This window comes from Rhizobium sp. CFBP 8752, assembly GCF_014842035.1.
Taxonomy (GTDB): Bacteria; Pseudomonadota; Alphaproteobacteria; order Rhizobiales; family Rhizobiaceae; genus Neorhizobium; species Neorhizobium soli.
On record NZ_JACYUZ010000002.1, the window covers coordinates 224,822 to 248,668 of the forward strand.

Annotated in this window: 24 protein-coding genes; 4 read left to right on the forward strand and 20 right to left on the reverse strand. The window is 60.9% G+C overall.

Annotation, left to right across the window (positions count from 1 at the left end):
* Positions 1–396: 396 nt before the first annotated feature.
* The 4 genes from IFT59_RS14245 to IFT59_RS14260 form a co-directional block, all read right to left on the reverse strand.
* Positions 397–645, reverse strand: coding sequence for a hypothetical protein (locus tag IFT59_RS14245; protein ID WP_062459499.1), 249 nt, complete (start codon positions 643–645; stop codon positions 397–399).
* A 48-nt stretch (positions 646–693) separates the two neighbouring features.
* A complete protein-coding gene (locus IFT59_RS14250; RefSeq protein ID WP_192087290.1) occupies positions 694–1,212 on the reverse strand; it encodes a YidB family protein in 519 nt (172 codons plus the stop codon).
* A 253-nt stretch (positions 1,213–1,465) separates the two neighbouring features.
* Positions 1,466–1,903 (reverse strand): BA14K family protein, encoded by a 438-nt coding sequence (locus tag IFT59_RS14255; protein ID WP_192087291.1) that lies wholly within the window; start codon positions 1,901–1,903, stop codon positions 1,466–1,468.
* A 112-nt stretch (positions 1,904–2,015) separates the two neighbouring features.
* Positions 2,016–3,314 carry a Gfo/Idh/MocA family protein gene (locus tag IFT59_RS14260; RefSeq protein ID WP_192087292.1) on the reverse strand — a complete coding sequence of 433 codons (1,299 nt, stop codon included), beginning with the start codon at positions 3,312–3,314 and terminating at the stop codon, positions 2,016–2,018.
* 249 nt (positions 3,315–3,563) lie between these two features.
* On the opposite strand from IFT59_RS14260, the gene zwf reads away from it, so the two are divergent.
* Positions 3,564–5,075 carry a glucose-6-phosphate dehydrogenase gene (gene zwf / locus IFT59_RS14265; protein WP_342366104.1) on the forward strand — a complete coding sequence of 504 codons (1,512 nt, stop codon included), beginning with the start codon at positions 3,564–3,566 and terminating at the stop codon, positions 5,073–5,075.
* A gap of 78 nt (positions 5,076–5,153) precedes the next feature.
* On the opposite strand, the gene IFT59_RS14270 is transcribed toward zwf, so the two are convergent.
* Genes IFT59_RS14270 through IFT59_RS14295 form a run of 6 tightly spaced genes read right to left on the reverse strand, consistent with a single transcriptional unit; the run spans position 5,154 to position 11,129 of the window.
* Positions 5,154–5,918, reverse strand: coding sequence for an SDR family NAD(P)-dependent oxidoreductase (locus IFT59_RS14270; protein ID WP_192087293.1), 765 nt, complete (start codon positions 5,916–5,918; stop codon positions 5,154–5,156).
* A complete protein-coding gene (locus IFT59_RS14275; RefSeq protein WP_092663164.1) occupies positions 5,911–6,795 on the reverse strand; it encodes a polysaccharide deacetylase family protein in 885 nt (294 codons plus the stop codon). Before IFT59_RS14275 ends, IFT59_RS14270 begins: the two co-directional genes overlap by 8 nt.
* Before the next feature lie 19 nt (positions 6,796–6,814).
* The gene (locus IFT59_RS14280) at positions 6,815–8,539 is read right to left on the reverse strand and encodes a dipeptide ABC transporter ATP-binding protein (protein ID WP_192087294.1); all 1,725 of its coding nucleotides are present in this window, start codon (positions 8,537–8,539) and stop codon (positions 6,815–6,817) included.
* Complete coding sequence (locus IFT59_RS14285; protein WP_192087295.1) at positions 8,536–9,411, reverse strand: ABC transporter permease; 876 nt, start codon at positions 9,409–9,411, stop codon at positions 8,536–8,538. Before IFT59_RS14285 ends, IFT59_RS14280 begins: the two co-directional genes overlap by 4 nt.
* Positions 9,411–10,382, reverse strand: coding sequence for an ABC transporter permease (locus tag IFT59_RS14290; protein ID WP_062459224.1), 972 nt, complete (start codon positions 10,380–10,382; stop codon positions 9,411–9,413). The genes IFT59_RS14285 and IFT59_RS14290 overlap by 1 nt, the downstream gene beginning before the upstream one ends.
* Before the next feature lie 60 nt (positions 10,383–10,442).
* A complete protein-coding gene (locus IFT59_RS14295) occupies positions 10,443–11,129 on the reverse strand; it encodes a creatininase family protein (protein WP_342366105.1) in 687 nt (228 codons plus the stop codon).
* A gap of 222 nt (positions 11,130–11,351) precedes the next feature.
* On the opposite strand from IFT59_RS14295, the gene IFT59_RS14300 reads away from it, so the two are divergent.
* The 3 genes from IFT59_RS14300 to IFT59_RS14310 all read left to right on the forward strand — a co-directional run bounded on the left by IFT59_RS14300 (position 11,352) and on the right by IFT59_RS14310 (position 14,529).
* Positions 11,352–11,915, forward strand: a complete 564-nt coding sequence (locus IFT59_RS14300; protein WP_082476359.1) for a MarR family winged helix-turn-helix transcriptional regulator — start codon at positions 11,352–11,354, stop codon at positions 11,913–11,915.
* Positions 11,912–13,504 carry an ABC transporter substrate-binding protein gene (locus tag IFT59_RS14305; RefSeq protein WP_113166079.1) on the forward strand — a complete coding sequence of 531 codons (1,593 nt, stop codon included), beginning with the start codon at positions 11,912–11,914 and terminating at the stop codon, positions 13,502–13,504. Before IFT59_RS14300 ends, IFT59_RS14305 begins: the two co-directional genes overlap by 4 nt.
* Before the next feature lie 77 nt (positions 13,505–13,581).
* A complete protein-coding gene (locus IFT59_RS14310) occupies positions 13,582–14,529 on the forward strand; it encodes an isoaspartyl peptidase/L-asparaginase family protein (protein ID WP_192087297.1) in 948 nt (315 codons plus the stop codon).
* 48 nt (positions 14,530–14,577) lie between these two features.
* On the opposite strand, the gene IFT59_RS14315 is transcribed toward IFT59_RS14310, so the two are convergent.
* The 10 genes from IFT59_RS14315 to IFT59_RS14360 form a co-directional block, all read right to left on the reverse strand.
* A complete protein-coding gene (locus IFT59_RS14315; protein WP_192087298.1) occupies positions 14,578–15,432 on the reverse strand; it encodes a D-amino-acid transaminase in 855 nt (284 codons plus the stop codon).
* Positions 15,433–15,459: 27 nt separating this feature from the next.
* Positions 15,460–16,374, reverse strand: a complete 915-nt coding sequence (locus IFT59_RS14320; RefSeq protein ID WP_192087299.1) for a LysR family transcriptional regulator — start codon at positions 16,372–16,374, stop codon at positions 15,460–15,462.
* Between the two features lie 5 nt (positions 16,375–16,379).
* Positions 16,380–17,039: an aspartate/glutamate racemase family protein gene (locus tag IFT59_RS14325; RefSeq protein ID WP_184655425.1), complete on the reverse strand. Its 660-nt coding sequence runs from the start codon at positions 17,037–17,039 to the stop codon at positions 16,380–16,382.
* Entirely contained in the window at positions 17,036–18,496 is a 1,461-nt protein-coding gene (gene hydA, locus IFT59_RS14330; RefSeq protein ID WP_192087300.1) for a dihydropyrimidinase, read from the reverse strand. The genes IFT59_RS14325 and hydA overlap by 4 nt, the downstream gene beginning before the upstream one ends.
* A 12-nt stretch (positions 18,497–18,508) precedes the next feature.
* Positions 18,509–19,435: an N-carbamoyl-D-amino-acid hydrolase gene (locus tag IFT59_RS14335; RefSeq protein ID WP_192087301.1), complete on the reverse strand. Its 927-nt coding sequence runs from the start codon at positions 19,433–19,435 to the stop codon at positions 18,509–18,511.
* 22 nt (positions 19,436–19,457) lie between these two features.
* On the reverse strand, positions 19,458–20,123 hold the full coding sequence (locus IFT59_RS14340) for an amino acid ABC transporter permease (RefSeq protein ID WP_192087302.1): 666 nt from the start codon (positions 20,121–20,123) through the stop codon (positions 19,458–19,460).
* A gap of 9 nt (positions 20,124–20,132) precedes the next feature.
* Entirely contained in the window at positions 20,133–20,807 is a 675-nt protein-coding gene (locus IFT59_RS14345; protein ID WP_192087303.1) for an amino acid ABC transporter permease, read from the reverse strand.
* A gap of 5 nt (positions 20,808–20,812) precedes the next feature.
* Positions 20,813–21,556: an amino acid ABC transporter ATP-binding protein gene (locus IFT59_RS14350; protein WP_342366106.1), complete on the reverse strand. Its 744-nt coding sequence runs from the start codon at positions 21,554–21,556 to the stop codon at positions 20,813–20,815.
* Between the two features lie 154 nt (positions 21,557–21,710).
* A complete protein-coding gene (locus tag IFT59_RS14355; RefSeq protein ID WP_062459536.1) occupies positions 21,711–22,562 on the reverse strand; it encodes a transporter substrate-binding domain-containing protein in 852 nt (283 codons plus the stop codon).
* 179 nt (positions 22,563–22,741) lie between these two features.
* A complete protein-coding gene (locus IFT59_RS14360; RefSeq protein ID WP_113166070.1) occupies positions 22,742–23,797 on the reverse strand; it encodes a sensor histidine kinase in 1,056 nt (351 codons plus the stop codon).
* Between the last annotated feature and the right edge of the window lie 50 nt (positions 23,798–23,847).

Below are 23,847 nucleotides of genomic sequence, written 5' to 3' on the forward strand. Positions count from 1 at the left end.
GGATTTCTTTTTCAATGCCTGCTCACCTTGACCATACGCGGTTCTCGCTGACGGTGCGGGATTTTCGATTATGGCAACTGAAACCACTCTAGCTAGGCGGCAGCGGAGAGGCACGCTTACAACCTTGAGCAATAACGTACTGTGGCATCATAACAGCACGATCGCGCCGACCGGCGTCAGCGTGGCCGGCAATCTCTCGGCTGTGACCCGGACCTGCGGATGACGAGCAGCAGGGCTCCCCTGAGATGCGTGTCGGACGAGAAACCGTCAGGACTGACCGAAGGGGAACGCAACGAAGCCTCTGTCTCATTTCTGAGAGCAGAGGCTTGTCTCTTGAGATGGTAGTCGGCTGGTCGAAGAAAATCAGGCCCTCAAACGCTGAGCTTAATCTCTGCTTTAGCCCGCCGTGGCGTTTCGAATGGCGTCGATGACAGTTGCGAGAACGCTTTGACCTTCGTCGGTAATCTCCGCTCTCTTTCCGTCAATGCGGATGAGGCCGCCGTCTTCGAGTTCTGCCTGGCCCTTCGAGCTTGCGTGATGACCAGCACCATCGTCCAGAACGACTTCCTTTACGGGGTCACCGCTGAGGAGTTGATGATAGGCCGCAAACACCAGGATGGAACGCGCATCGTCTGAAAGTTTCATAGGGATCTACCGTTTTGTTTGAGGATGAAGGGATGGTGCCCCTTCCAATCACACTGTCGATGTCGGGTCTTCTGCGGGGACCTTGCCATCCGGGGTCAGCTCATCGACCGCACGGGGAAGATCCTTGCTCAGCCGCGCAAGTATCTCATCTCGCGATAGTCCTGTTTTCGCTGCCAGTTCATCGAGAACTTCGGGTCCGATCGCTTCGGCAAGCTGATCCCCATCTATGTCCTCGTTGGATCCGGGCTTGACCCAAGATTCGGCCTTCTGACCATATCCGTTCTGCTGGAAGGTTTTCAGGAGGTCACCCAGACCACCACTCAAGACACCTCCTGACGCAAGTCCTCCCAGAATTCCGCCAAGGCCGCCTGCTTCCTTGCCGCCCGTAAGCTTGCCGAGCAGATCCTCAAGGCCACTTGTCTGCCGGGGATTGGTCTCCGGAGCGGTGTTCGCTCCAGCCGGTTGGGTCTTGTTCACGCCCCTTAGGAGCTCTGCGATTTTGTCCCTGTTCTGAAATCCAGCAACGGCGAGTACGCCGAGCAGTGCTTTCAATTGACCGCTTGCCATGGTGTTCTCCTCGATTTCGCAGCCATAGCCGGGATGGCGTTAAGGCTTCATGCAAAGCAAACGACCAGTCGGCGGCGAGGTTCCTGCACGGGAACCCGTTGGCCGAACTTTTGCTGCGGGGAGAGGGTTCGGGGCGGTTCGGAATAGCTCCGAAGGTGAGGTGACAGGGCCGCCGATACGCTGCCGTGGTCCAAAAAAACGAAAAACCCCACCATTGCTGGCGGGGTCAGTCATTTACGCACCGGTGAAGATGTTAGCGGCAAACCCGGCGTGGGCCCGAGTTCGGCTGGTAGGTGTTGTCCGAAGCGCGATACGAGCGGTAACGCGCTGCGCAGCTGCTGCTGCCGTTGCGGTTCTGCGAAGCGATCGCACCACCGATGAGGGCACCTGCAGCCAAGCCGCCGATGATGGCGCCGGTGTTGCTGCGACGACGGTTGTCGTAGCGACGGTCACGGCGGCGGTGGTTGCTGTAACGGTTGCGGCGATCATAGCGGTCACGACGATCATAGCGATTGTTGTATCGACGCTCGCCACGGGGGACGTAACGGCGGTTGTCGTTGCGGTACTGGACCTGCTGGACGTCAGCCGCCGGTGCAGCCGCGGTAATCGCTGCCTTCGGCATGGCCTGCGCGGGCACGTATCCGGTAAACGCGGTCATGATCGAAATGATTATAATTGCGAGCTTTTTCATCTGTCTCTTTCATTGTTGTAAAACGGAGATAGGGCGAATCTCCCGTATGGGTAGAGCGCTGGTTGAACTTGTGAACACGTCCACGACACAAGCGTTTGCGCAAACACCGGTGTCAGAGTTCGACCGCAGCTGGTGGTCCGCGGAAGGCATCGAGTCGGTCTGGGGCCTGGAACCTCACGGGCGCTCCCGATCGCGCTGACTCGTAGATTGCTTCCATCACAACATGATCCTGCACACCTTCCTCGCCGGGCGTTCGTGGCTTGCGGTCCTCGATGATGCAGGTCGCCATGTGGTCGATCTCGGCCGCGAACTGGTTGTTGAGCGCGATCTCGACCTTTTTCTGCACGGATTTTTCGCCGTCCAGTTCGGTGACAGTTAGGCTCTGGCCGTCGTATTTGTAGGCGTTCGCCATATCCACGGTGGCGTTTTCGAAATTGAGCCGCTGATGCTTGTCGTCTCGCGCGCCATAGCTGGTGAAGCAGTTGGCGATGAAATTGGATGGGAAGCGCAAGGTGAACGAGACCGTTTCCTCGACCTCGGCATAGCGAGGGTCACCTTCGGGGCTGTATTGCGTCGCCATGACTTCGACCGGTTCCTCACCTGTGAGGAAGCGTGCGGTGTTCAGGCAGTAAAGCCCAATGTCAGGGAGTGATCCGCCACCGGCAAGAGCCTTCTTGTGCCGCCATTGCTCGGCACCGTTTTCGGCAACCGTCTGAACGTTGATCGCGGACATGCCGACAAGGCGGCCATAGGCTTTGCTGCGGACTTTTTCGGCGAGGTAGAGATTGGCGGCTTCGTACTGGATGCGGTAGGCCACCATCAGCTTGACGTTCTGCTCTTCGCAAACCTTGACCATTTCCTGCCCGTCCGCCGAGCTGATCGACATGGGCTTCTCGCAAAGGACATGCTTTCCTGCCCGCGCTGCCCGTTCGACATATTCGCGATGCATGCTGTTGGGCAGAACGATGTAGACGGCCTTGATGTCCGGATTGGCCTTGATGGCATCGAAACTCTCGTAATCGTAACAGGCATCCTCAGCGATGCCGTATTGCCGGGCGACGGCCGATAGCTTCTCCGGCGTTCCGGACACGAGTGCCACGAGTTTCGATTTTTTCGTTTCGCCAAAGGCGGGAAGTATTTCTTCGAGGCTGAGACGACCGAGAGCTACGACCGCAAAGCCGACCCTATCTTCCGGAGGAAGCGGCGCTGACGGGTTTCCGCTCGGGGTCTCATCGGGCCCGCGCCATTCCGGGAACTTGACCTTGCCGTCCTCGACCATGCCGGTGTCCACCTGCGTCGGTGCGGGGTAGCTCTGAGCGCCGGCAACCGTCGTGGACAACACCACCCCCGTTGCGCCCGCGGCTCCAAGTTTCAGAAGATTGCGTCTGTTGAAAGCGCTTGCCTGATCCATGCCGGTCTCCAAATTGCTCGCCGCCTCACAAACAACGCCGTTTCGCCGATGTTCCTTTGCATTTTGCGTTTGTCGGATGCGGAAGGTGGCTTGGGTATGCGGGTCCGGTGTGAGTATTCGTCGGCGCGTGGATGCCAAGTCGTCGCGGCGCCGACCCTTCTCGCAACTCGCCTCTATTTCCCTTTCGAGAATTGCTGGTTGCACCGAGAAGCCTATATCCCCGTGAGGACCTCATGGAAGGAGCTATGCGTGATCCCGAAAAAAGCACCGCCCGTTACTCTCGTCATCTTCGGCGCCACCGGCGACCTGACGCGTCGCCTGCTCATTCCGGCGATCATCAACCTGACACGCAGCGGCCTGGTCGGAGACGATCTCGCTATCCTCGGCGTCGGGATCGATGAAGGCGACGACGAATTTCTGCGCGGTCGGCTCGATGAGTTCCTCACCCATCTCAGCCCAGACGGCGAAGAGCCGACCCGCAAAGACGACGCCTGGTTCAGTCTGCGATCCCGCATTTCCTATATGAGCGGCGATTTCACCAGGGACGATATCTATCAAGCGATTGAAACGCGGCTTGGATCGTCGGCAAATGCTGCTTTCTACCTCGCCGTCCCGCCCGTTCTGTTCGGACCGATCGTCGAGAAGCTGGCAGTACATGGCCTGATGCAGGAAACCGAGACATGCTTCCGGCGCGTCGCGATCGAGAAACCCTTCGGGACCGATCTCGCCTCGGCGAAGGCTCTCAATGCCCGTATATTGTCGAATGTCGAGGAAACCCAGGTCTACCGGCTGGATCATTTTCTCGGCAAGGAGACTGTGCAGAACCTGATGACGGCCCGTTTTGCCAACATGATCATCGAGGGCCTGTGGAGCAACACCTATATCGACCATGTTCAGATCACGGCGGCGGAGGTTGTCGATGTCGGCAGTCGCGGCAAGTTCTACGATGCGACAGGTGCTCTCCGCGACATGGTTCCGAACCACCTGTTCCAGTTGCTGGCCATGATCGCGATGGAACCGCCGAACAGTTTCGATGCCGAGGCTATTAGAAACGAGAAGGGCAAGGTGCTGAAAGCGCTGCGTGTCTATTCGGCTGAAGAGGCCGCCGCAAACAGCGTGCGCGGCGCCTATGGTTCGGGCGATCTCGGCGGCAAGTCGTTGTCAGCCTACGGGGACACCAAGGATGTCGCGCCCGACAGTCGGACCGAAACCTATGTGGCCCTCAAGCTTTATGCCGACACCTGGCGCTGGGCCGGTGTACCGTTCTACTTGAGGACGGGTAAGGCTTTGACCGCCCGCGACACTGAAATCGTCATCACGTTCAACAAGGTCCCATTTGCCCAGTTTCGCGAAACGGACGTGACGCGTCGTCTGCCGCCCAACCGGCTCGTCATCCAGGTTCAGCCGGATGAAGGGATGAGCATGGAAATCTCGATCAAACGCCCCGGCCAGTCCGTCGAGACGGTGCCGGTGACACTGGATTTCCGCTATTCCGACAGGTTCGACATCGGCAACACGACGGGCTACGAATCCCTTATCTACGACCTGTTCATCGGCGATCAGGCGCTGTTTCAACGCGCCGACAGCATCGAAGCCGGATGGGCTGCCGTCCAGCCTTTCCTGGACGCCTGGGCAGAAGACGGCTCGGTTCCAGAACCCTACGCCCCCGGCAGCATGGGTCCAGCCTCGGCCGATGACCTCATCCGCAAAGACGGTCGTGAGTGGCATGAACTCGGGGTGGTGCTGCATCAGAGGAAGTGAAACGGGTGTCGTTGCGGGCGGTTGGGTTTTTAGTGATCGTTCTGGCTACTGGCTACTGGCTACTGGCTACTGGCTACCTCACCGCACCCACTGCATGCCGTCGATCTGGATGTCCTGTCCTGTGAGGAAGTTCGGCTCCGAAGTGGCGAGAAAAGCGACCACGCTTGCCACATCCTGTGGCGTGCCGACGCGCTTCATAGCAATGCCGGCGGCGAGTTGGGCTTCTCGGGCGTCGATCATGGCGTTCGAGCGTTCCGTCTTGATCACACCCGGGCAGATGGCGTTGACGACGATTTCGGGGGCGAGTTCCTTGGCGAGCGCCCGGGTCATGCCGAGAATACCGGCCTTGGCCGACGTATACGCAAACTTGCTGACAGCGCTGGTCACGCCACCGGTGTGGGCGTTCATCGACGACATATTGATGATCCGGCCGCCGCCGTTGCGGCGCATAAGGGGTACGGTCGGCTGGATATAATTGAAGGCACCCTTGAGATTGATATCGATCGTCGTGTCGAACTCGTCCTCGGTGATCTCCTCGATGCCCTTTGGCATCGGCTTTCCGGCATTGTTGAACAGCACGTCGATACGGCCCCAGTGCGCATCGACTTCGGCGACGATCTCAGCGGCGCGTCGGTAGTCGCGCACGTCGGCGACGAAGGTCAGTGCCTGGCGGCCGAGTTCGGCAATTTCGCCGGCGGTTCGAGCCAGATCGTCCTCGATCAGATCGACCAGAACGATATCGAAACCGTGTTTTGCCAGATCCAGCGCGCAGGCGCGACCGATGCCGCGGCCGCCGCCGGTGACGAGAGCCACTTTGGGTGTCGTGTCAGTCGTTTCAGCCATCGGCATTCTCCTTGGCAAAGCGGGCAATGTCGGCATGGGTGCCGAACCATACGTCGTCGTGCTGCTTGATGTGCTGGATCAACTCTTCGAGGATGAAGATGCGCGAGCGGTAACCGGAGACATGCGGATGCATGGTGAGCAGAAACAGGCCGCCTTCCTGGTAGGCGAGGTCGAACTCGCGCTTGAAGATGTCGAGCACGGCCGGCGGCGGCGTGTAGGGGCGGTGGGCGGTAAACCGGTTCATGTTGAAGTAGACGGCATCGTCGCGGATCCATTCGACGGGCAGTTCTACCATTCCCGTCGGTTCGCCGTTCTCGACCAGCTCGTAGGGATCGTCGTCGGCCATCAAGGATGAATCGTAGATCAGGCCCAGTTCGCGTTCGATCTCCAGCGTTACGTCAGAGAAATCCCAGGACGGGGTGCGCATGCCGACGGCCCGTACGCCGGTGATCTTTTCCAGCGTGTCGGCGGCGCGCAAATGCAGTTCGCGTTCCTTCTCCGGCGGGACCTTGGTGTTCACCTCGTGGATCCAGCCATGCAGGCCGATCTCGTGGCCCTCGGCGATGACTCGTTTCTGCTCGTCCGGATGAAGGAGGGCTGCAACGGCCGGCACGAAGAATGTGGCGGGCACGTCGGCAGCCTTCAGCGTTTCCAAAATGCGCGGTACACCGCGGCGATTGCCATATTGGCCCCATGACAGGCGACCGATGGATTCGCCGCCGTCGCGCAACTCGTTGGTCTCATGGTCGCTGTCGAAAGAGAGTGCGACGGCGCAGCGGGCGCCATTCTTCCAGGTCTTCGGCTTCAGCGAACGGCCGGCCCGCACCTTGTCGACCTTGCCGCGCCAGGTCGCTTCGTCCCATTCCCAGGGTTCCATATCCCGTCCTCCGTTTAAGTCATTCGGCTGCCTGCGGCAGCACCGGTACGGCCGCCAGCAGTCGTTGCGTGTAGGCATGCTGCGGATCGGCATAGATGGCGGCGGCTTCGCCCTCCTCGACGATCCGGCCCTGGTACATGATGGCGACGCGGTCGCAGAGGTGGCGCACCACCGACAGGTCGTGGCTGATGAAGACCAGCGATAGGTCGAGTTCGGCGCGAAGGCGGATCAGAAGGTTGATGATCTGCGCCTGGATCGACACGTCGAGCGAGGCGACCGGCTCGTCGCAGACGATCACGTCCGGCTGCATGGCGAGCGCTCGGGCAATGGCGATGCGTTGTCGCTGGCCGCCAGAAAACTGGTGCGGAAAGCGGTTGGAAAAGCTCGGATCGAGACCGACGGCCGCCAGCCATTGTCCGACATAAACCGCCGCCTCGGCACGGCTCACCAGACGGTGTGCGAGCGGCCCCTCGGCGATGATGTCGCCGATGCGCATGCGGCCGTTGAGCGAGGCAAACGGATCCTGGAAGATCGTCTGGATGCGGGTCGTGATCTTTTTTGGCGCGCGGCCGATGCTCATGACGGGCTGGCCGTTCAAGCGGATCGTGCCCGATGTCGGCACGGTGATGCCGGCTGCCATACGACCGAGCGTCGATTTACCGGATCCGGATTCGCCGACGAGGCCCAGAACTTCGCCACGCTTGACCGTCAGCGAGACACCGGCGACGGCGTGGACGACATTGAGCGGCTGTGACAGACCGGACTTGATCGCGAGGTTCCTGAACAACCCGGCCGGCTTTTCGAAGCGTTTCACGACATCCTCGATGACCAGATAGGGACTTCCGAGGAGCGGCAGGTTGGCGGTTGCCGATTTGCGCGGCGGTGGTGCCGCGTCTGCGATACCGCTGCCGCGCAGCAGAAGTTCGCCGGGTTTGGCGCGCGAGGGCAGGGCGTCGAGCAGCGCGCGCGTATAGTCGTGCTGCGGTTTCGTGAGCACACCGAGCGCCGGACCGATCTCGACGATGTTGCCGGACTTCATGACCGCAACCCGGTCGGCGATCGAGGAAACGATGGCCAGGTCGTGGCTGATCCAGATCAGCGCCGTGCCGAGTTCGGAGACCAGTTCCTTCATCTCGGCGAGGATTTCAGCCTGGATCGACACGTCGAGTGCCGTCGTCGGTTCATCGCAGATGATCAGTTTCGGTCGGTGCAGAAGCGCTATCGCAATCGCCACGCGCTGGCGCATGCCGCCGGAAAACTGGTGCGGAAAGAAATCCACCTTGCGTTCCGGGTCGCTGATGCGAACCTGGGCCAGCGCCTTGATCGCCCGCTCATGGGCCTCGGCACTGCCGATATTTTCGTGAGCTTCCAGCGCGAGCTTGATCTGCATGCCGATGCTCAGGACCGGGTTGAGTGTCATCATCGGGTCCTGGAAGACCATCGAAATGGTCTTGCCGCGAATGGCACGAAGCTCGTGGGCGGGCAAGCCGACCAGTTCGCGACCTTCGAGCTTGATCGATCCCTCGACAATGCGGCCGGGTTCGTCGATCAGGCCGATGATGGAGAAGCCGGTGATCGATTTGCCGGAACCGGACTCGCCGACGAGGCCCAGCACCTCTCCCGGCGCGATCGAGAAGGAGACGCCGTCGACGGCTTTGACTTCGCTGCGCCCGCTTGGGAACCAGGTCTTGAGATTGGTGACTTCGAGAAGCGGTATCGCCGGTGTTGTCACGGTATCGGTCATCGGCGGAGCCTCGGGTTGAGCTGGTCGCGGATCTGGTCGCCGACGAGATTGAGTGAGACGATGAAGATGATCAGCGCCAGGCCGGGATAGATCGAGATCCAGTAACGACCAGAGAGCAGATACTGGAAACCGTTGGCAATCAGCATGCCGAGCGACGGCTCGGTCGGCGGAAGGCCTACGCCGAGGAAGGACAGCGTTGCTTCAAGCGAAATCGCGCTGGCGATCTGCACGGTGGCGACCACGATCAGTGGTGGCAGCGAGTTGGGCAGGATATGCCGCAGCACCACACGCCAGGGTGACAGCGGGATGGACAGCGCCGCCTCGACATAATCCTTCTGCCGTTCGGCCGCCGCCGCACCATGGGCGGTCCGGGCAAAATAGGCGTATTGGGCAAAGATCAGCGCGAGGATCAGCTGGTAGCGACCCTGGCCGAGAATGGCGGCGATGACGAAGGCGAGCAGAATGGCCGGGAAGGACAGCTGCAGGTCGACGATGCGCATGACAAGGCTTTCGAAGCGACCGCCGATATAAGCGGCGGCACAGCCGACCACGGCGCCGATGACGAAAGCGGTGCCGCTGGCGATGATGCCCATCTGCAGCGAGATCCGCAGGCCGTAGATGATGGCGGACAGAAGGTCGCGGCCTTGCGAGTCGGTCCCGAGCCAATGGGTGTAGCCGCCGGTCCCGACGTAACCGGGCGGACGCCGCGCGTCGTGCAGCACCAGATGCGCGAGGTCGTAAGGGTCTTGCGGCGTCACCAGCGGCGCGATCAGGGCGATGAACACGATGACGAACACGAACACGGCAGCGCCGGTGGCAACCTTGTTGCGGCGGAATTCATTGAGAAAACGGGAGAGTGGAGTGTCGCGCATCAGGCACGCCCCTTTCTCAGACGCGGATCGAGCAGCGCATAGGTGAGGTCGACCACGAAATTGATGACGATGAACAGGAGGGCGACGAACATCAGGTAGGCAACCATGACCGGACGGTCGAGCGAGGTAATGCTGTCGATGATCAGCTTGCCGAGGCCGGGCCAAGAAAAGATCGTTTCGGTGACGACGGCAAAGGCGAGCGTCGAGCCGAGTTCGAGGCCAAACACGGTGACCAGCGGAATGGAAATCAGCCGCAGCACATGCCGGCTCAGCACCGTGAATTCCGAAAGGCCGGCGGCGCGAGCAAATTTCACCGTGTCGCTGAGCATCAGCTCGCGAGTGCCGGCACGGGCAAGACGGATCATCAGCGAGAACTTGAACAGTGAGAGGTTCAGCGCCGGCAGGATCATGTGGGAAAGGCCATCACCGGTGAGGAAGCTGAAGTCGACGCCGAACAGGCTGGCGGTCTCGCCGCGTCCGCCGGCCGGCATGCAGCCGCATTGCACGGCAAACACCATGATCAGCATCAGGCCGAACCAGAAGGTCGGGACAGAAAAGCCGAGGATGGAAAGCGCCATGATGGCACGCGAGATGGGGCTGTGCGGCTTATAGCCGGCATACATGCCAATCGGGATGCCGACGAGGCTGGCAAACAGCACGGCCGCCAGTGTCAGTTCGAGCGTTGCCGGGAGACGGGTCAGGATCAGTTCGCTGACCGGCATGTTGTAGACGAATGAGCGGCCGAAATCACCGTGCAGGATACGCCCTACAAAGGTAAAATACTGCTGCCACAGCGGCTGGTCGAGACCGTATTGCGCAATGACGGCGGCGCGGATGTCTTGCGTTGCGTCCGGTGAGATCAGCACGTCGATCGGGTTGCCCACGGCATAGACGCCGCAGAATACCAGTGCCGACATGGCAAGGACCACGATCAGCGCCTGCCACAGCCTTTGCAGGATGAATCCAAACATTCGTTCCCTGTTCTCCCGTCTCGTGCGGGGTTCGAAAATGCGTCGTGTGTCAGGCGGTGGTCAGTGCCAGTCGCCTTCCAGCAGCGCGCGGGTTTCGGAAACGGCGACCTCCCAAATCGCAGCCATGTCTTCATCGGGGCGTTGGTAGAGACCGTGATAATTGCCGTCGCCGAGCAGTTCACGCTTCTGCGCAGCGCCGACGCGGGCAAGCGCCGCGTAGTCGATCTGTGGCTTGGCAGTCGTCGGCTGACGCGCGTCGGTGGTGCGTGTCCAGGGGAAGTTCTCCATCCAAGACGCGTGCGATGCGGCGGGATCGGTCTGCTGCACCTTGGCCAGCGTCTGCGGCGCCCGCCACCAGTCGTGGAATTTGACCGATGCGTCGGGGTGGGCATTCAGCCATTCGGAAATCACCACCGTTGCCGGCGAGTTGCCGCCATGTCCGTTGACGATCAGGATACGCCTGAAACCGGAGCGGTAGATGCTGTCGAGCAGATCCTCGATGACGCCGATATAGGTGGCGAGCGATAGCGTCAGCGTTCCCGGAAACGTTGCGAACGAGGAGGCAAGGCCATAAGGCACGACCGGAAAGACTGGAATGCCGAGCGGCTCGGCAGCATCGACCGAGACCTTTTCAGCCAGGATCATATCGGTCGCGAGACTGAGATAGGCGTGCTGCTCGACGCTGCCGATCGGTAAAATACAGCGATCATCTTTTGCGACGCGCTCTTCGACTAGCATCCAGTTCATGTCGGCAATCTTCAATTCGCTACCCTCGTTCTCAAACTTCGCGCAACTGCGCAAAGAACGTTCTGTTTTCCGCATGGCCGCACAATATTTGTGCTTTCCGATGCTTTGTGTCGCATGAAGCAAAGTTCCATACGGGACTAAAAAAAGAAATTGACAGCCATTTAAACGATCGTCAAGTTCCATACGGGACTAAACCTCACGAAGCTCGAAAGCGACCGAAGAGTGCGACAGACGCGTGGACCGACACTGGAGACCCTGCTGCGGGAGGGCGGAAAAGCCGCCGCCGGCACGCATGGCGTCGAGGACCTGGTATCCGTGAAACTGTGGAAGAACCCCTGCTGGTTGTCGTTCCGGTTCAACTTTCTGGCGCTGCAGTTCAACGAGCCGATCTACCGACTGATCGAAAAGGAACACGGCCTGGCGCGGCCGGAATTCGTCGTCATCTATTCGCTCGGCCTGTCCGACGGACTGACGGCCAGTGCCATCTGCAATTCCTCGGGCTTTCCGAAGAACACGATCAGCCGGGCGATCCAGAAGCTGATCGACAAGAACATCGTCCGTCGCGAAATCGACCAGGCGGACCTCAGAAGTTTTGTCCTCTACATCACCGAGGAGGGCAGACGCATCGTCGATCAGGCCATGCAGCCGATGGTGGAGCGCGAGAGAGCCATGATCTCGTCGCTGACGCCTGCCGAACAGCTGATGTTGTCGGAACTGCTCGCCAAGGTCGTCGTCGATTCACCCAACTGGCCACCAATGACAACAATAGAGGAGAACGAAGAATGACGGCTTCCAGGACATTCCGCACCATCGTGCTCGCCGCAGCATTGCTCGGCGGCGTTTCGAGCGCAGCACTTGCCGCCGACCTCACCATCGGCGTGCGCGCCGGTCCGCTGTCGATCGATCCCGATTTCACCGCCGCCGGCACTCACGCCGAGGCGATGAAGCACATCTACGACTCGCTGATCAAGTCGGGCAACAATCTCGAACTCGAGCCGGGCCTTGCCACCAGCTGGACCGCGATCGACGACACGACCTGGGAATTCAAGCTGCGCCCGAACGTCAAATTCCATGACGGTTCGGACTTCACCGCCGAGGACGTCAAATTCTCGATCGAGCGTATTCCGAAAGTCGCTGGCCCGAACCCGACAACCATCTACGTCCGCCGCGTCAAGGGCGTAGAAATCGTCGATCCGCTGACGATCCGCGTCAAGACGGACGGACCGGCGCCAACCCTGCCCAACGATTTCATCCGTCTGTTCGTGGTGTCGCATATCGCTGCCAAGGATTATTCCGACAGCGCCGAAAAGGCGTCGGAAGGTTTCAATTCCGGCAAGGCCGCGATCGGGACCGGTCCTTACAAGTTCGTATCCTGGACGCCGAAGGAGCAGCTGGTTCTTCAGAGCTTCGATGGTTACTGGGGCGGCAAAGAGCCGTGGGACAAGGTCATCCGTAAGGAGCTTCCCAACGACGCCGCCCGCGTTGCACAGCTGAAGGCCGGCCAGGTCGATCTGATCGCCCGTATTCCGGCATCCGACGTGCCGACGCTGGAAAGGGATTCAAAGCTGACGATCGTTCGCCAGGACAGCGTCTACCTGTTCAACATGGCTTTCGACTTCCGCGAAAAGTCGCCGCAGGTGACCGCCAAGAACGGTTCGCCGCTTCCGAAAAACCCCTTCATCGATCCGCGTGTTCGTGAGGCCTTCGATCTTGCAATCGATCGCGAAACCATCACCGAGATCGCCATGGAAGGCATGGGCACCGTCCAGTCGCAGCTCGTGACACCGAACATCTTCGGCTACAATCCGGATGTGAAGCCCGCACCTTCCGATGTCGAGAAGGCAAAGCAGCTGCTTGCCGACGCCGGTTATCCCGATGGTTTCAAGGTGACGTTCTCCTTCACCAACGACCGCCTGCCGGGAGACAAGGACACCGGCACGACAATCGCCCAGATGCTGACCGCGATCGGCATCCAGGTGGAAGCCAACGCACAGCCCGGCGCCGTCTATTTCCCGGCCAACACGCGCGGCGATTATTCGCTGACCATGTCCGGCTGGGGCACGCTGACGGGTGAGGCGAACTACACGCTGTCGTCGCTGGTCCATACCAACGATCCGACCAAGAAGCTCGGCGCCTTCAACATCCGCGGTTACTCCAACCCCGAGATGGACAAGCTGATCGAGGCGGCCGGTGTCGAGATGGATGCGGGCAAGCGCGAACAGTACCTGAAGGACGCCAACGCGCTGGTTGCTTCCGATCGCCCCAATCTTTCGATCGCCTCGATCGTATCCGCCTGGGGCATGAAAAAGACCATCACCATCGTGCCGCGTTCGGACGAAGACACACTGGCCATGAACATCAGGCCTGCGAAATAGCCTCCACGCCAACCGGAGGTAAACTTGGCCGGGCAGTTCTGCTGCCCGGCTTTTTTATTCATGGGAAGGAGAAGATCATGGGCAAGATTGCACTGGCAATCCATGGCGGCTGCGGCGTGATGGCAAAGCTCGGCCTCAGCGAAGCGGAATGGGAAGCGGCACGCGTCGATCTCGGTCATGCGTTGAAAGCCGGATGGGCGGTGCTGAGCACCGGCGGCTCGGCGCTTGACGCCGTACAGGCGTCGGTCGTGGTGCTGGAAGACAGCCCGCATTTCAATGCCGGCTATGGCGCAGCCCTCAATGCCGCCGGCGAGCACGAACTCGATGCCTCGATCATGGATGGCGCGACGCTCGAAGCAGGCGCCGTGACGCTGGTGCGGCGCATCCGCAATCCCGTCAAGGCGGCGCGGCGGGTGATGGAAAAGGGCGAAGCCGTGCTGATGGGCGGCCACGCGGCCGACGAGTTCGCGAAGGTCGAGGGGCTGGACGTCGTTGAACCCAATTATTTCACCACCGAGAAACGCGTGAAAGCGCTGGCTGCGATGAAGGCGCATGCGGCGGCTGGCACGGCTGCATCGGCGAGCGAATCCGAAAAGCACGGCACGGTGGGGGCCGTCGCGCTCGACAGTGCCGGACATCTGGCGGCCGCAACCTCGACCGGTGGCTACAACAACAAACCGGTCGGTCGTATCGGCGATACCCCGATCGTCGGCGCCGGCACCTATGCCCGCGACGGTCTCTGCGCTGTGTCGGGCACCGGCAAGGGCGAGTTCTTCATCCGCTATGCTGTCGGCCATGAGGTCGCAAGCCGCATCGGCTATCTCGGCGAAACCGTGGAGCAGGCGGCGTCGAAGGTGATCATGGAAGACTTGAAGCCGCACGCTATCGGTGCCGGACTTGTGGCCGTCGGAGCCGACGGAACGATCGCCACACCTTACAACACCGACGGCATGTTTCGCGGCTGGGTCACACCTGACGGCGAATTCTTCCTTGCTACCCACGACGTGGTGTTCAGGATCGAGTAAGGCGACCCGGAGATTGCGGAGGCCGCTGTTACGGCGGCCTCGCGGCGCTTAGATTGCGCTGGCGATCTTGTCGGCGATGTAGAGTTCGCGCAGTTTGAGCGTCAGAGTCCCCGGCTTGCCGTCGCCGACGGGTTGACCGTCGATGCGGGTGACCGGCATGACGAAGTTGGTGGCGGATGTGATGAAGGCCTCCGAGGCATTCATCGCTTCATCGGGTGTGAAGGCGCGCTCGTCATAGGGAATGCCGGCTTTTTCGGCGAGATCAAGCACGCTTGCGCGCGTGATGCCGTGCAGAATTGCATTCGACAGCGGGCGGGTGATCAGCCTGCCAGTCTTGTCGATGATATGGGCGGTTGCCGAGCTTGCCTCCGTGACGAAGCCGTCCTCCACCAGCCAGGCGTCATCAGCGCCTTTCTCCATCGCCTGCATCTTGGCCATCGAGGGATAAAGCAGTTGCACGGTCTTGATGTCGCGGCGCTCCCAGCGCCAGTCGGGCAGCAGAGCGACGGACAGGCCGGTTGCGAGCTTGGGGTTCTCGATCACCGACTTTGCCTGGGTAAAGAGAACCAGCGTCGGTGTCGGATCCTTCGGAAAGGCGAAGTCGCGATCGGCGGGGCCGCGCGACAGCTGGAGGTAGATCAGGCCTTCCTTGAGTGCATTGCGGCGGATGATCTCGCGATGAACCTCCAGAAGTTCGCTGGCCGAAATCGGCAGGTCCAGACCCAGTTCCCCGATCGAGCGCTTCAGGCGGGAGGCATGGCCCTCGTATTCGAGAAGCTTGCCGTCAATGACGCCGGTCACTTCGTAGATGGCGTCTGCGAATAGAAAGCCGCGGTCAAAGACGGAGACCTTTGCATCGGCTTCGGGCAGCCATTCGCCATTCAAATAAACGATACGGGACAAGACAATCTCCTTCAGTATGTCGGGAATTCAAAACACATCGCCGGCGGCTCGCTTGAGTTCGGCGATGAAACCGTGCAGCAGGCGCGAGCGCGGTATGCCCTTGCGGGTAATCAGGACGGCCGCGACTTCGCGGGGTGGCTGGAAGGGCAGTTGCACCAACCCCTGCAATGACTGGTGGGCTGCACTATAGGGATCGACAACCGCTGCCCCGACGCCAGCTCCGGCCAGAACCGCAGCCGTTGCGCAATAGCGCACCTCGACCCGCGGCTCGTAATCGATGCCCTCGCGATCGAAGGCATCGCGCAGCATCTGGCCCATGCGCGATTCCGCTTCGAGGCCGATAAAACCGTGTTCGGACAAATCACTGACCGTCACCTCCTGCCGACTAGCGACCGGGTGGTCCTTCGGCACGAGCGCGACCATATGGGTGCGCGACAGGATCTCTACGTTCACAGACGAATGCCGTTCCAGCGCGATCGCAAGACCGACGTCGGCGGCCCCGCTCTGCACAGCTTCGATGACGTGTTCGAGCCGGCGGACATCGTAAGCGACGGACACATCCGGACGATCTTTCAGGAACCGTGCGAGCGCCACCGGTGCGACCGTATTACCAAGCGGCGGCGTCGACATGACACGCAGCCGTCCCGATGTGCCATGCCGGATCGAGCGGGCGCGGGCGGAAAAGCTGCGCAGCATGCTGAAGACAGGCCGCACCTCTTCAAACAGAAGCGTGGCTTCTTCGGTTGGCTCAAGCCGCCGGTGCAGGCGCTCAAACAGCGTTATACCGAGCTGGTTTTCCAGCTGGCGGATGCCGTTCGAAACGGCGGGCTGCGAGATGCCCAGCTGCTCGGCTGCCTCCACGGTCGTTTCGCAACGCATCATGGCCCCGAAGATTTCGAGGAGGCGCAGCGAGATATCCGGCTTCTGCTCGGTTTCGGTCATGGCGTTCAGGTGAGAACTGCGCCAAGCGCCATCGCGACGGCGGCCTGGGTCGGATCGATCACGCGGATGCCGAGCTCATCTTCGAGTCTGCGGCGGTGGCCGGACATGCCGGCACAGCCAAGCACGATCGCGCCGGCGCCCATGTGCCGCAGTTTCAGCCCGGCTTTCACGAGAGCCGCATAGCTTTCCTCTCCATGGCCGCTGTCGGCGACGCTGATTGCGCCTTCAAGCGCGACCTCGCCGGCAAGCCTGCCATCGACGCCGAGGCGGCGAAGGTTGCGCATGTGACGGGGGATTGAACCTTCGGCGACTGCGATGACGCCGAAGAGATCTGCAAGCGCCAGGGCGCTCAGTACGCCGGCATCCTGGATGCCGTAGACCGGCTTGGTGGTGATCGACCGTGCAAGGTCCAGCCCGGGCTGCGAATAGCAGGCGAGCACATAGGCTGATGCATCCGGCCGGGTTTCGATCAGGTCGGCAGTGCGCAACGCGGCTTCATCCACATGGCGCTGGCTGACGACGCCGGGCGGACCCTCATCGATCGTGACGCATTCGATGACGGGACCACCCGGAAACTGCATCGGGGAGAGCGCCACGCGCAGGCCTTCGGTGACGCTTTCCGAACTGTTCGGGTTGATGACGAGGATCGGGCCGACTTTTCTCATGGGGCGATCTCCACGCCGAAGTTCTGCGCCGGATCGAATTCCTTGGCGCGGTAGCCGGGCTTGCCCGTCAGGTCGACAGGGCTGCGGGCAATGAAACGGCCACGACCACGGTCCGCCTTCAACTCGCCGTTCTCGACGATGACATCACCGCGGTTCATGGTGAGGACTGGCCAGCCTTCGATCTCCATGCCCTCAAACGGTGTGTAGTCCATATTGTCGTGCTGATCGGCAAGCGTTGCCTTGCGGCGGGCTTCCGGGTCCCAGATGCAGATATCGGCTTCGTAGCCGGGTGCGATCGATCCCTTTTTAGCCATACCGAATGTCTTGGCCGCATTGGTGCTTGAGAGTGCAACGAACTGCTGCAGCGTGATGCGGCCTTTAGCGACGCCCTCCGAAAACAGATAGGGCAGGCGCATGGCGATGCCGGGCATGCCGTTGGAGATCTTCGGGTAGTGCGCATCGGCACCATTGGCAAATTTTCCGCTGGCATCGAAACGGTAGGGCGCGTGGTCGGAGGAGACGCTTTCGAACGTGCCTGACTGCACATGTCGCCAGAGCGCTTCCTGCGTTGCCGCGTCGCGGAGCGGTGGAGAGCAGATGAATTTCGCCCCTTCCATGCCGGGCCGATCGAGATCATCACGGGTCAGCGCCAGATATTGCGGGCATGTTTCGGCAAACAGTTTCGTGCCGGCGAGCTTTTCGCGCTGGACGATGGCAGCGCCGCCAGCCGTTGAGACGTGGACGATGAAGAGGGCTGCATCGACGAGTTTTGCCAGCGAGACGGCCCGGTTGATCGCTTCTTCCTCGGCAAGCTCCGGCCGGCTGATCGCGTGATATTTTGGCGCGGTGAGGCCGGCAGCGGCCAGCCGCTTGTTCATCCACTTCACCATGTCGTTGTTTTCGGCATGGACCATGGTGAGCGCGCCATGGGTTTTGGCAATCGTCAGGATATCGAGCATGCCGCCGTCGCCGATATTCATCAGGTCGTAGGTCATGAATACCTTGAACGACGTGATGCCTCGCGCAAACACGCCCGGCAGTTCTGCAAGGACATCAGCCGAAGGGTCGGAAATGATCAGATGATAGGAATAGTCGAGCACCGAGTGCGGCGCGGCGCGGCCGTCATAGGTGGCGATGACTTCGGCAATCGACTGGCCGCGATGCTGAGCCGCGAACGGGATGAATGAGGAATTGCCACCGAAGGCGGCGGAGACCGAGCCCGAATAGTAGTCGTCGGCGGTCATCACGCCCGCGGAGCTTTCCTGGGCGATATGGGCATGCGCCTCGATGCCGCCGGGAACGACCAGCTTGCCGCCGGCATCGATCCGGCGGCTTCCTCCAGCGATCTTCTCGCCGATCGCCGCAATTCGACCGTCGGTAATGCCGATATCGCCATCGAATATGTCGGATGCGGTGACGATGCGACCGCCATGGATGACCGTATCAAACGCTGTCATGTCGGTCTTTCCTTACACTTCGATGATCACGCCGGTCTGGCTCGTCAGGCGACCGTAATGCTCGATACGACGATGGCGCTCGAAATCAAAGATCGTCTTCTTGCCGAAGTCGCATTTGGAGAAATCGCATTCGGCGATGATGAGCTCGTCTTCCTCGGTCACGGCGCGGGCGAGAACGAACCCGTCCGGATCGACGATAATCGAGCCGCCTATCAGCGGGTGGCCGTCCTCATTGCCGGCCTTGGCGACGCCGACGACATAGGTCGAGTTCTGGTAGGCGCCGGACTGCATGGAGAGGTCGGAATGGAAAAGCCGCTTCTCCAAACCTTCGGCGCTCATCTGGCTGTTCACCGACGGCGTGTTGTAGCCGATCGTGACCAGCTCGACGCCCTGCAGGCCCAGGCAACGGAAGGTTTCCGGCCAGCGGCGGTCGTTGCAGATCGCCATGCCCATGATGACGCCTTCGTTACGCCAGACGTTGAAGCCGAGATCACCGGGTTCGAAGTAGCGCTTCTCGAGATGCTGGAAGGCGCGCTCGGTATCGTATTCGGAATGACCGGGAAGATGCACCTTGCGATACTTGCCGACGATATTGGCTTGCCGGTCGGTAACGATCGAGGTGTTGTAATAGTGTCCGTCCGGCGTCTTCTCGCCGTAGCCGAAGGTGATGGCGATGTTGAGCTCGCGGGCGCGATCGAACAGCGGCTGCGTGGCGGCGTTCGGCATTTCCGTCTCGAACCAGAAATCGATTTCGGCCTGTTCTTCCATGTACCAGCGGGGAAAGAAGGTCGTGAGCGCCAGCTCCGGGTAGACGACCATGTCTGCGCCCTTGGATGCGGCTTCATCGAGAAGCGCAATCATGCGGATGACGACGCTTTCGCGGCTGTCGTCTTTCTGGATGGCGCCGAGCTGGGCACCTGCGATCTTCATGATGGTCATCGGAGTTTCCTTTCGAAAGCGATCAGGCGGCCAGGCGCCGCTGGAAATGACTGACGAGGCGTACCAGCGGCCACAGCAGCACGAGGTAGATGAGAGCTGCCAGCACCAGCGGCGAGGCATTGTAGGTGACCGACCGCGCCATGCCGGCATTGTAGAGAAGCTCGGACAGCGAGATGACGGAGGCAAGCGAGGTGAGCTTGACGACTTCCACAGTGTTGGACAGCAGGTCCGGCAGCACGTTGCGGATGGCCTGCGGCAGGACGACATGAGCAAGCGTCTGTACCGGGCTGAGGCCAGTCGACTGGGCAGCTTCCCACTGTCCCTTGGCGACCGAGATCAGACCGGCGCGATAGACCTCGGCGTAATAGGAGGAGTTGTTGAGCAGGAAGGCGATGACGACGGCGTAAAACGGCGAGATGTTGACCCCCGCAAAGGGCAGGCCGGCATAGATGAAGATGAGCAGCACCAGCGGCGGCAGGGCGCGGAAGAGATCGGTATAGGTGATCGAGATCCAGCGTAGCCATCGGCGCTCGCTCATATTGCCGAGCGCGACAAACAGGCCGCCGATCAGGCCGAGCAGAATGACGGCGCTGCACAGCTTGAGCGTCATCCAGAGGCCGGACATCATCAGCGGCAACGACTGGCGCATGATGCCGATATTGAAGAACTGGTCGATGAAAATATCCATGGCAGCCTCCTATCGCTTCTTCCAGGCGGTCCGGCTTTCCAGCCAGCGGGCGAAGACCACCATCGGCAGGAAAATCACCAGATAGGCGACGACCGACATGGTGAGCGGCGTGGCGCTGCCGGAAAAGCTCTGCGCCGTCGTGGCGCTCGACAGGATTTCCGAAACGCCGATGGCAGAGCCGAGCGCGGTCATTTTGGTGATGGCGAGCACGCGGTTGACGAGCGGCGGTATGGCAAGGCGGACGGCCTGGGGCAGCGCGACATAGGCAAGCGTGCGGGTAAAGCCGAGCCCGGTTGCAATGCCCGCCTCCCATTGACCCTTCTCGACGGACGAGAACCCGGCCCAGAATATCTCTTCGGCAAACGCTGCAAGGGTTGCCGCCAGAACGAGAAACAGAACCATCGGGCCGGACAACTGGATGCCGATCGAGGGAAAGCCGAAATAGAGGATCAGGATGACGACCAGAGGGGGCAGGGCGCGAAAGATGTCGGCGTAGCAGATGATGAAGAAATTGAGCGTCTTGACGCCATAGCTGCGCAGGCAGGCGAGCGCGAGGCCCGCCAGGATGCCAGCCACGATCACCGCCGCGGCAATCTGCAGGGTGACCCAGATTCCGGCAATGATGTCAGGCGTATATTTCGCCATCACCACCGGGTTGAAGAAGGTCTCAAGGAACCGGTCCATCGCCGTTACCCGGAAACGCGCGAAAGGAATGCGCGGGTGCGATCGGCCTTCGGGTTGCCGAAAAGCTCGTCCGGCGTGCCCTCTTCGACGACGACACCGCCATCCATGAAGATGACCCGGTCCGCGGTCTCGCGGGCAAAGCCCATCTCGTGGCTGACGACGACCATCGTCATGCCCTTGGATTTGAGGTCTTTCATCACCTTGAGGACGGAGCCAACCAGTTCCGGATCAAGCGCCGAGGTTGGTTCGTCGAACAGCATGACCTTCGGGTCGAGCGCCAGCGAGCGGGCGATCGCCACGCGCTGCTGCTGGCCGCCCGACAATTCACCGGGATAGGCATCCGCCTTGTGCGCCAGGCCAACCTGTTCGAGCATATCCATCGCCCGCGCATCGGCTTCGGCCTTCGAGCGCTTCAGCGCCTTCCGCTGGGCAAGCGTAACGTTCTTGAGGACACTCATATGCGGGTAGAGGTGGAAGCCCTGGAACACCATGCCGATCTGCAGCCGCATACGGTCGAGATCGCGGCGGGTACCGGCCATGATGTTGCGGCCGTTGACGATGATATCGCCCGATGTTGGCTCCTCGAGCCGGTTGCAACAGCGCAGCATCGTGCTCTTGCCGGAACCGGATGGCCCGATGACGAACACGAGTTCGCCTTGGCTGACCTTAAGGTCGATCTTCTTGAGGACGGTGGTGGTCCCGAAGCGCTTTTCCAGCGCGACGACTTCGAGCATTGGGCGATTGGCCATGTTGGCACCTCCGGCAGGCACGATGCGGACATATCTGCCGGCTGGATTCCAACCGCGATCTCATATGGGAGAGACGATTGGCGGCCGGCTGCCGCATCCTGTCTGATCAAGGGGGAGGGCAGGCGACTGAAGCGCCTGCCCGTGCTGCAGAGCGTTACTTCAGGTTATCGCAGGAGGCCTTGTGGTCATCGTCCTTGTAACCGTCGAAGCCGGGCGTCCCGAAACCCTTGGTCGGGGTGACGATCGTCGTGCCTGCTTCCGGCGTGACGCCGAACCACTTGACCGAAAGCTTCGCCATCGAGCCGTCGAGCTTCAGGCATTCCATCGCACGATCGACGAGATCGCGGTTCTGCTCGTCTCCCTTGCGGAAGGAAAGGGCCCAGACGAGGCCGGTTTCGTATTCGAAGGAGAGTTTCAGGCGCGGGTTCTTCTTGACCGCCCACGCAGCGGCAGTGTTGCCGGCAAGGTTGGCATCGGCGCGTCCAGCAATGACGGCTGCCACGGCGTCGGTATTGGTACCGTAGCTTTCGACCTTCCAGCCGAATTCCTTTTCCTTCTCCCGCAGGAAGCTGTCATAGGCAGAGCCCTTGTTGACGGCGATCGTCTTGCCCTTGAAGTCTTCCAGCGTCTTGTATTCAGGCGCATTGGCCGGCACGACGAAGCCAAAATTGGTGTCCATGAAGCCTTCGGTGAAGAGAAGGTTCGCGGCGCGCTCCTTGTTCACGGTGACGGGTGCGACAAGGAAGTCATAGGTGCCGGCCTGCAGCGCCGGGATAAGACCCGAGAACTGCGCTCCGGTCAGATCGACTTTCTTGCCGAGACGTTCGCCGATCAGGTTCGCCATATCGACGTTGAAACCCTCGATCTTGCCGTCGAGGGTTGGCATGGCGTGCGGCGCGAAGGTCGCGTCGATCGCGGTCTTGATCGTGTCTCCGAGGGAGTAGGCTGGCGTGCAGGCAAGCAGAGTAGCTAAGCCGACAAAGCCGGCCCTGATAGATGGTTTCATCGATGTTCTCCTACTGGCGGCTCCAGGCCTTTGCGGCCCTTGTTGACGCCAGTGTTCCACCGAACCTGCTGCGCTGCAATATAATTGATTATTATAATCGAACTAGAATTATATGATTGTCGAATAGTGATTGGGTCGATCGTCGTCGTTGTCGCAACCGGCCAATGGCGCATATTGCGTCAGCTCTGAAGAGGCTGAGGCTCTTTCGGAAGAAGTTCGCCTTCGATGCGGTAGTGCAAACCATCCGTGCGGTAGTCCACGTTGGCGACGCCGTTGAAATAGGTCGGCACAACGCGCTCCATCAGGCGGGAGCCAAAGCCGCGCCGCGTCGGTTCGCTCACGGCCGGCCCCTTGCTTTCGATCCATGTGAAGGCAAAGCCGTTTTCGCCGGGCGCCGTCCAGCGGATCTCGACCTTGCCGTCGGCCGTACTGAGCGCGCCATATTTGGTGGCATTTGTCGCAAGTTCATGGATTGCCAGTGCCAAACCCATGGAAGGTTGTGCTTCGAGCACCATCGGAGGCCCGAAGATATCGAAGCGGTCGGCGCTGTCCTGGTGCGGTTCGACGGATGTCCGTACAATCGTCTCGACATCTGCTGCGGACCAGTTCGTTGCCGTCAGCGTATCCTGTGCCCGGGCAAGTGCGTCGATGCGGGCCGACGCCATTTCACCGGCAAGCTTCACGTCTGTCGCATTGCGCAGGCTCTGGGATACGACGGCTTGAACCATCGCCAGCGTGTTCTTCATTCGGTGGGACAATTCGCGCTGCAACACACGCTGTTGGCGCTCCCGTTCCTTTTGCTCGGCAAGAAGGCGCTGCTGTTCGCGCACCAGGTCTTCGCTGCGCAGGCGTTCTTCCTGAAGATCGTCGACCGCCTTGTGCATGACCTGGATCAGCAGAATGTCCACGATGACCACGCACGCGTAGAAGGTCAGAGCAACGAGGACCGACCCGTTGATCTCGAACATCGCAAACGGCGGTATAAACCAGTACCAGGCAGCCACGCCACAGGCCACGGCGCAAACGGCCCCGGGCCAGACGCCCGCCAGAAACGTCGTCAGGATTACCGCGGGGAAGAAGGTCAGATACGGGAAGCCCGGCGGCAGGAGATGGTCGCATAGAAACCGCGCGTAGAGCGCAAGCCCGAACGCTGCAACCGCCACTCCCCAGCGCTTTCCCGGGGAAGCGCGGACGTGGTCGCTCATCTCGAACAATTGCATACGTAAGGGCTTCATTCCAAGTGGGTTCCCGCGGCGTTGCTTGTTCTTGGCTTGTTCGGGGTGTT

Excerpts from the sequence above, each read along its gene's own strand:
- IFT59_RS14255 (WP_192087291.1), bottom strand. The coding sequence starts at position 1,903 with ATGAAAAAGCTCGCAATTATAATCATTTCGATCATGACCGCGTTTACC.
- IFT59_RS14280 (WP_192087294.1), bottom strand. The coding sequence starts at position 8,539 with ATGACCGATACCGTGACAACACCGGCGATACCGCTTCTCGAAGTCACC.
- IFT59_RS14245 (WP_062459499.1), bottom strand. The coding sequence starts at position 645 with ATGAAACTTTCAGACGATGCGCGTTCCATCCTGGTGTTTGCGGCCTAT.
- IFT59_RS14250 (WP_192087290.1), bottom strand. The coding sequence starts at position 1,212 with ATGGCAAGCGGTCAATTGAAAGCACTGCTCGGCGTACTCGCCGTTGCT.
- IFT59_RS14310 (WP_192087297.1), top strand. The coding sequence starts at position 13,582 with ATGGGCAAGATTGCACTGGCAATCCATGGCGGCTGCGGCGTGATGGCA.
- IFT59_RS14260 (WP_192087292.1), bottom strand. The coding sequence starts at position 3,314 with ATGGATCAGGCAAGCGCTTTCAACAGACGCAATCTTCTGAAACTTGGA.
- IFT59_RS14275 (WP_092663164.1), bottom strand. The coding sequence starts at position 6,795 with ATGGAACCCTGGGAATGGGACGAAGCGACCTGGCGCGGCAAGGTCGAC.
- IFT59_RS14325 (WP_184655425.1), bottom strand. The coding sequence starts at position 17,039 with ATGAGAAAAGTCGGCCCGATCCTCGTCATCAACCCGAACAGTTCGGAA.
- IFT59_RS14360 (WP_113166070.1), bottom strand. The coding sequence starts at position 23,797 with ATGAAGCCCTTACGTATGCAATTGTTCGAGATGAGCGACCACGTCCGC.
- IFT59_RS14345 (WP_192087303.1), bottom strand. The coding sequence starts at position 20,807 with ATGGACCGGTTCCTTGAGACCTTCTTCAACCCGGTGGTGATGGCGAAA.
- IFT59_RS14270 (WP_192087293.1), bottom strand. The coding sequence starts at position 5,918 with ATGGCTGAAACGACTGACACGACACCCAAAGTGGCTCTCGTCACCGGC.
- hydA (WP_192087300.1), bottom strand. The coding sequence starts at position 18,496 with ATGACAGCGTTTGATACGGTCATCCATGGCGGTCGCATCGTCACCGCA.
- IFT59_RS14285 (WP_192087295.1), bottom strand. The coding sequence starts at position 9,411 with ATGCGCGACACTCCACTCTCCCGTTTTCTCAATGAATTCCGCCGCAAC.
- IFT59_RS14350 (WP_342366106.1), bottom strand. The coding sequence starts at position 21,556 with ATGGCCAATCGCCCAATGCTCGAAGTCGTCGCGCTGGAAAAGCGCTTC.
- IFT59_RS14355 (WP_062459536.1), bottom strand. The coding sequence starts at position 22,562 with ATGAAACCATCTATCAGGGCCGGCTTTGTCGGCTTAGCTACTCTGCTT.
- IFT59_RS14335 (WP_192087301.1), bottom strand. The coding sequence starts at position 19,435 with ATGACCATCATGAAGATCGCAGGTGCCCAGCTCGGCGCCATCCAGAAA.
- IFT59_RS14320 (WP_192087299.1), bottom strand. The coding sequence starts at position 16,374 with ATGACCGAAACCGAGCAGAAGCCGGATATCTCGCTGCGCCTCCTCGAA.
- IFT59_RS14340 (WP_192087302.1), bottom strand. The coding sequence starts at position 20,123 with ATGGATATTTTCATCGACCAGTTCTTCAATATCGGCATCATGCGCCAG.
- IFT59_RS14295 (WP_342366105.1), bottom strand. The coding sequence starts at position 11,129 with ATGAACTGGATGCTAGTCGAAGAGCGCGTCGCAAAAGATGATCGCTGT.
- IFT59_RS14305 (WP_113166079.1), top strand. The coding sequence starts at position 11,912 with ATGACGGCTTCCAGGACATTCCGCACCATCGTGCTCGCCGCAGCATTG.
- IFT59_RS14290 (WP_062459224.1), bottom strand. The coding sequence starts at position 10,382 with ATGTTTGGATTCATCCTGCAAAGGCTGTGGCAGGCGCTGATCGTGGTC.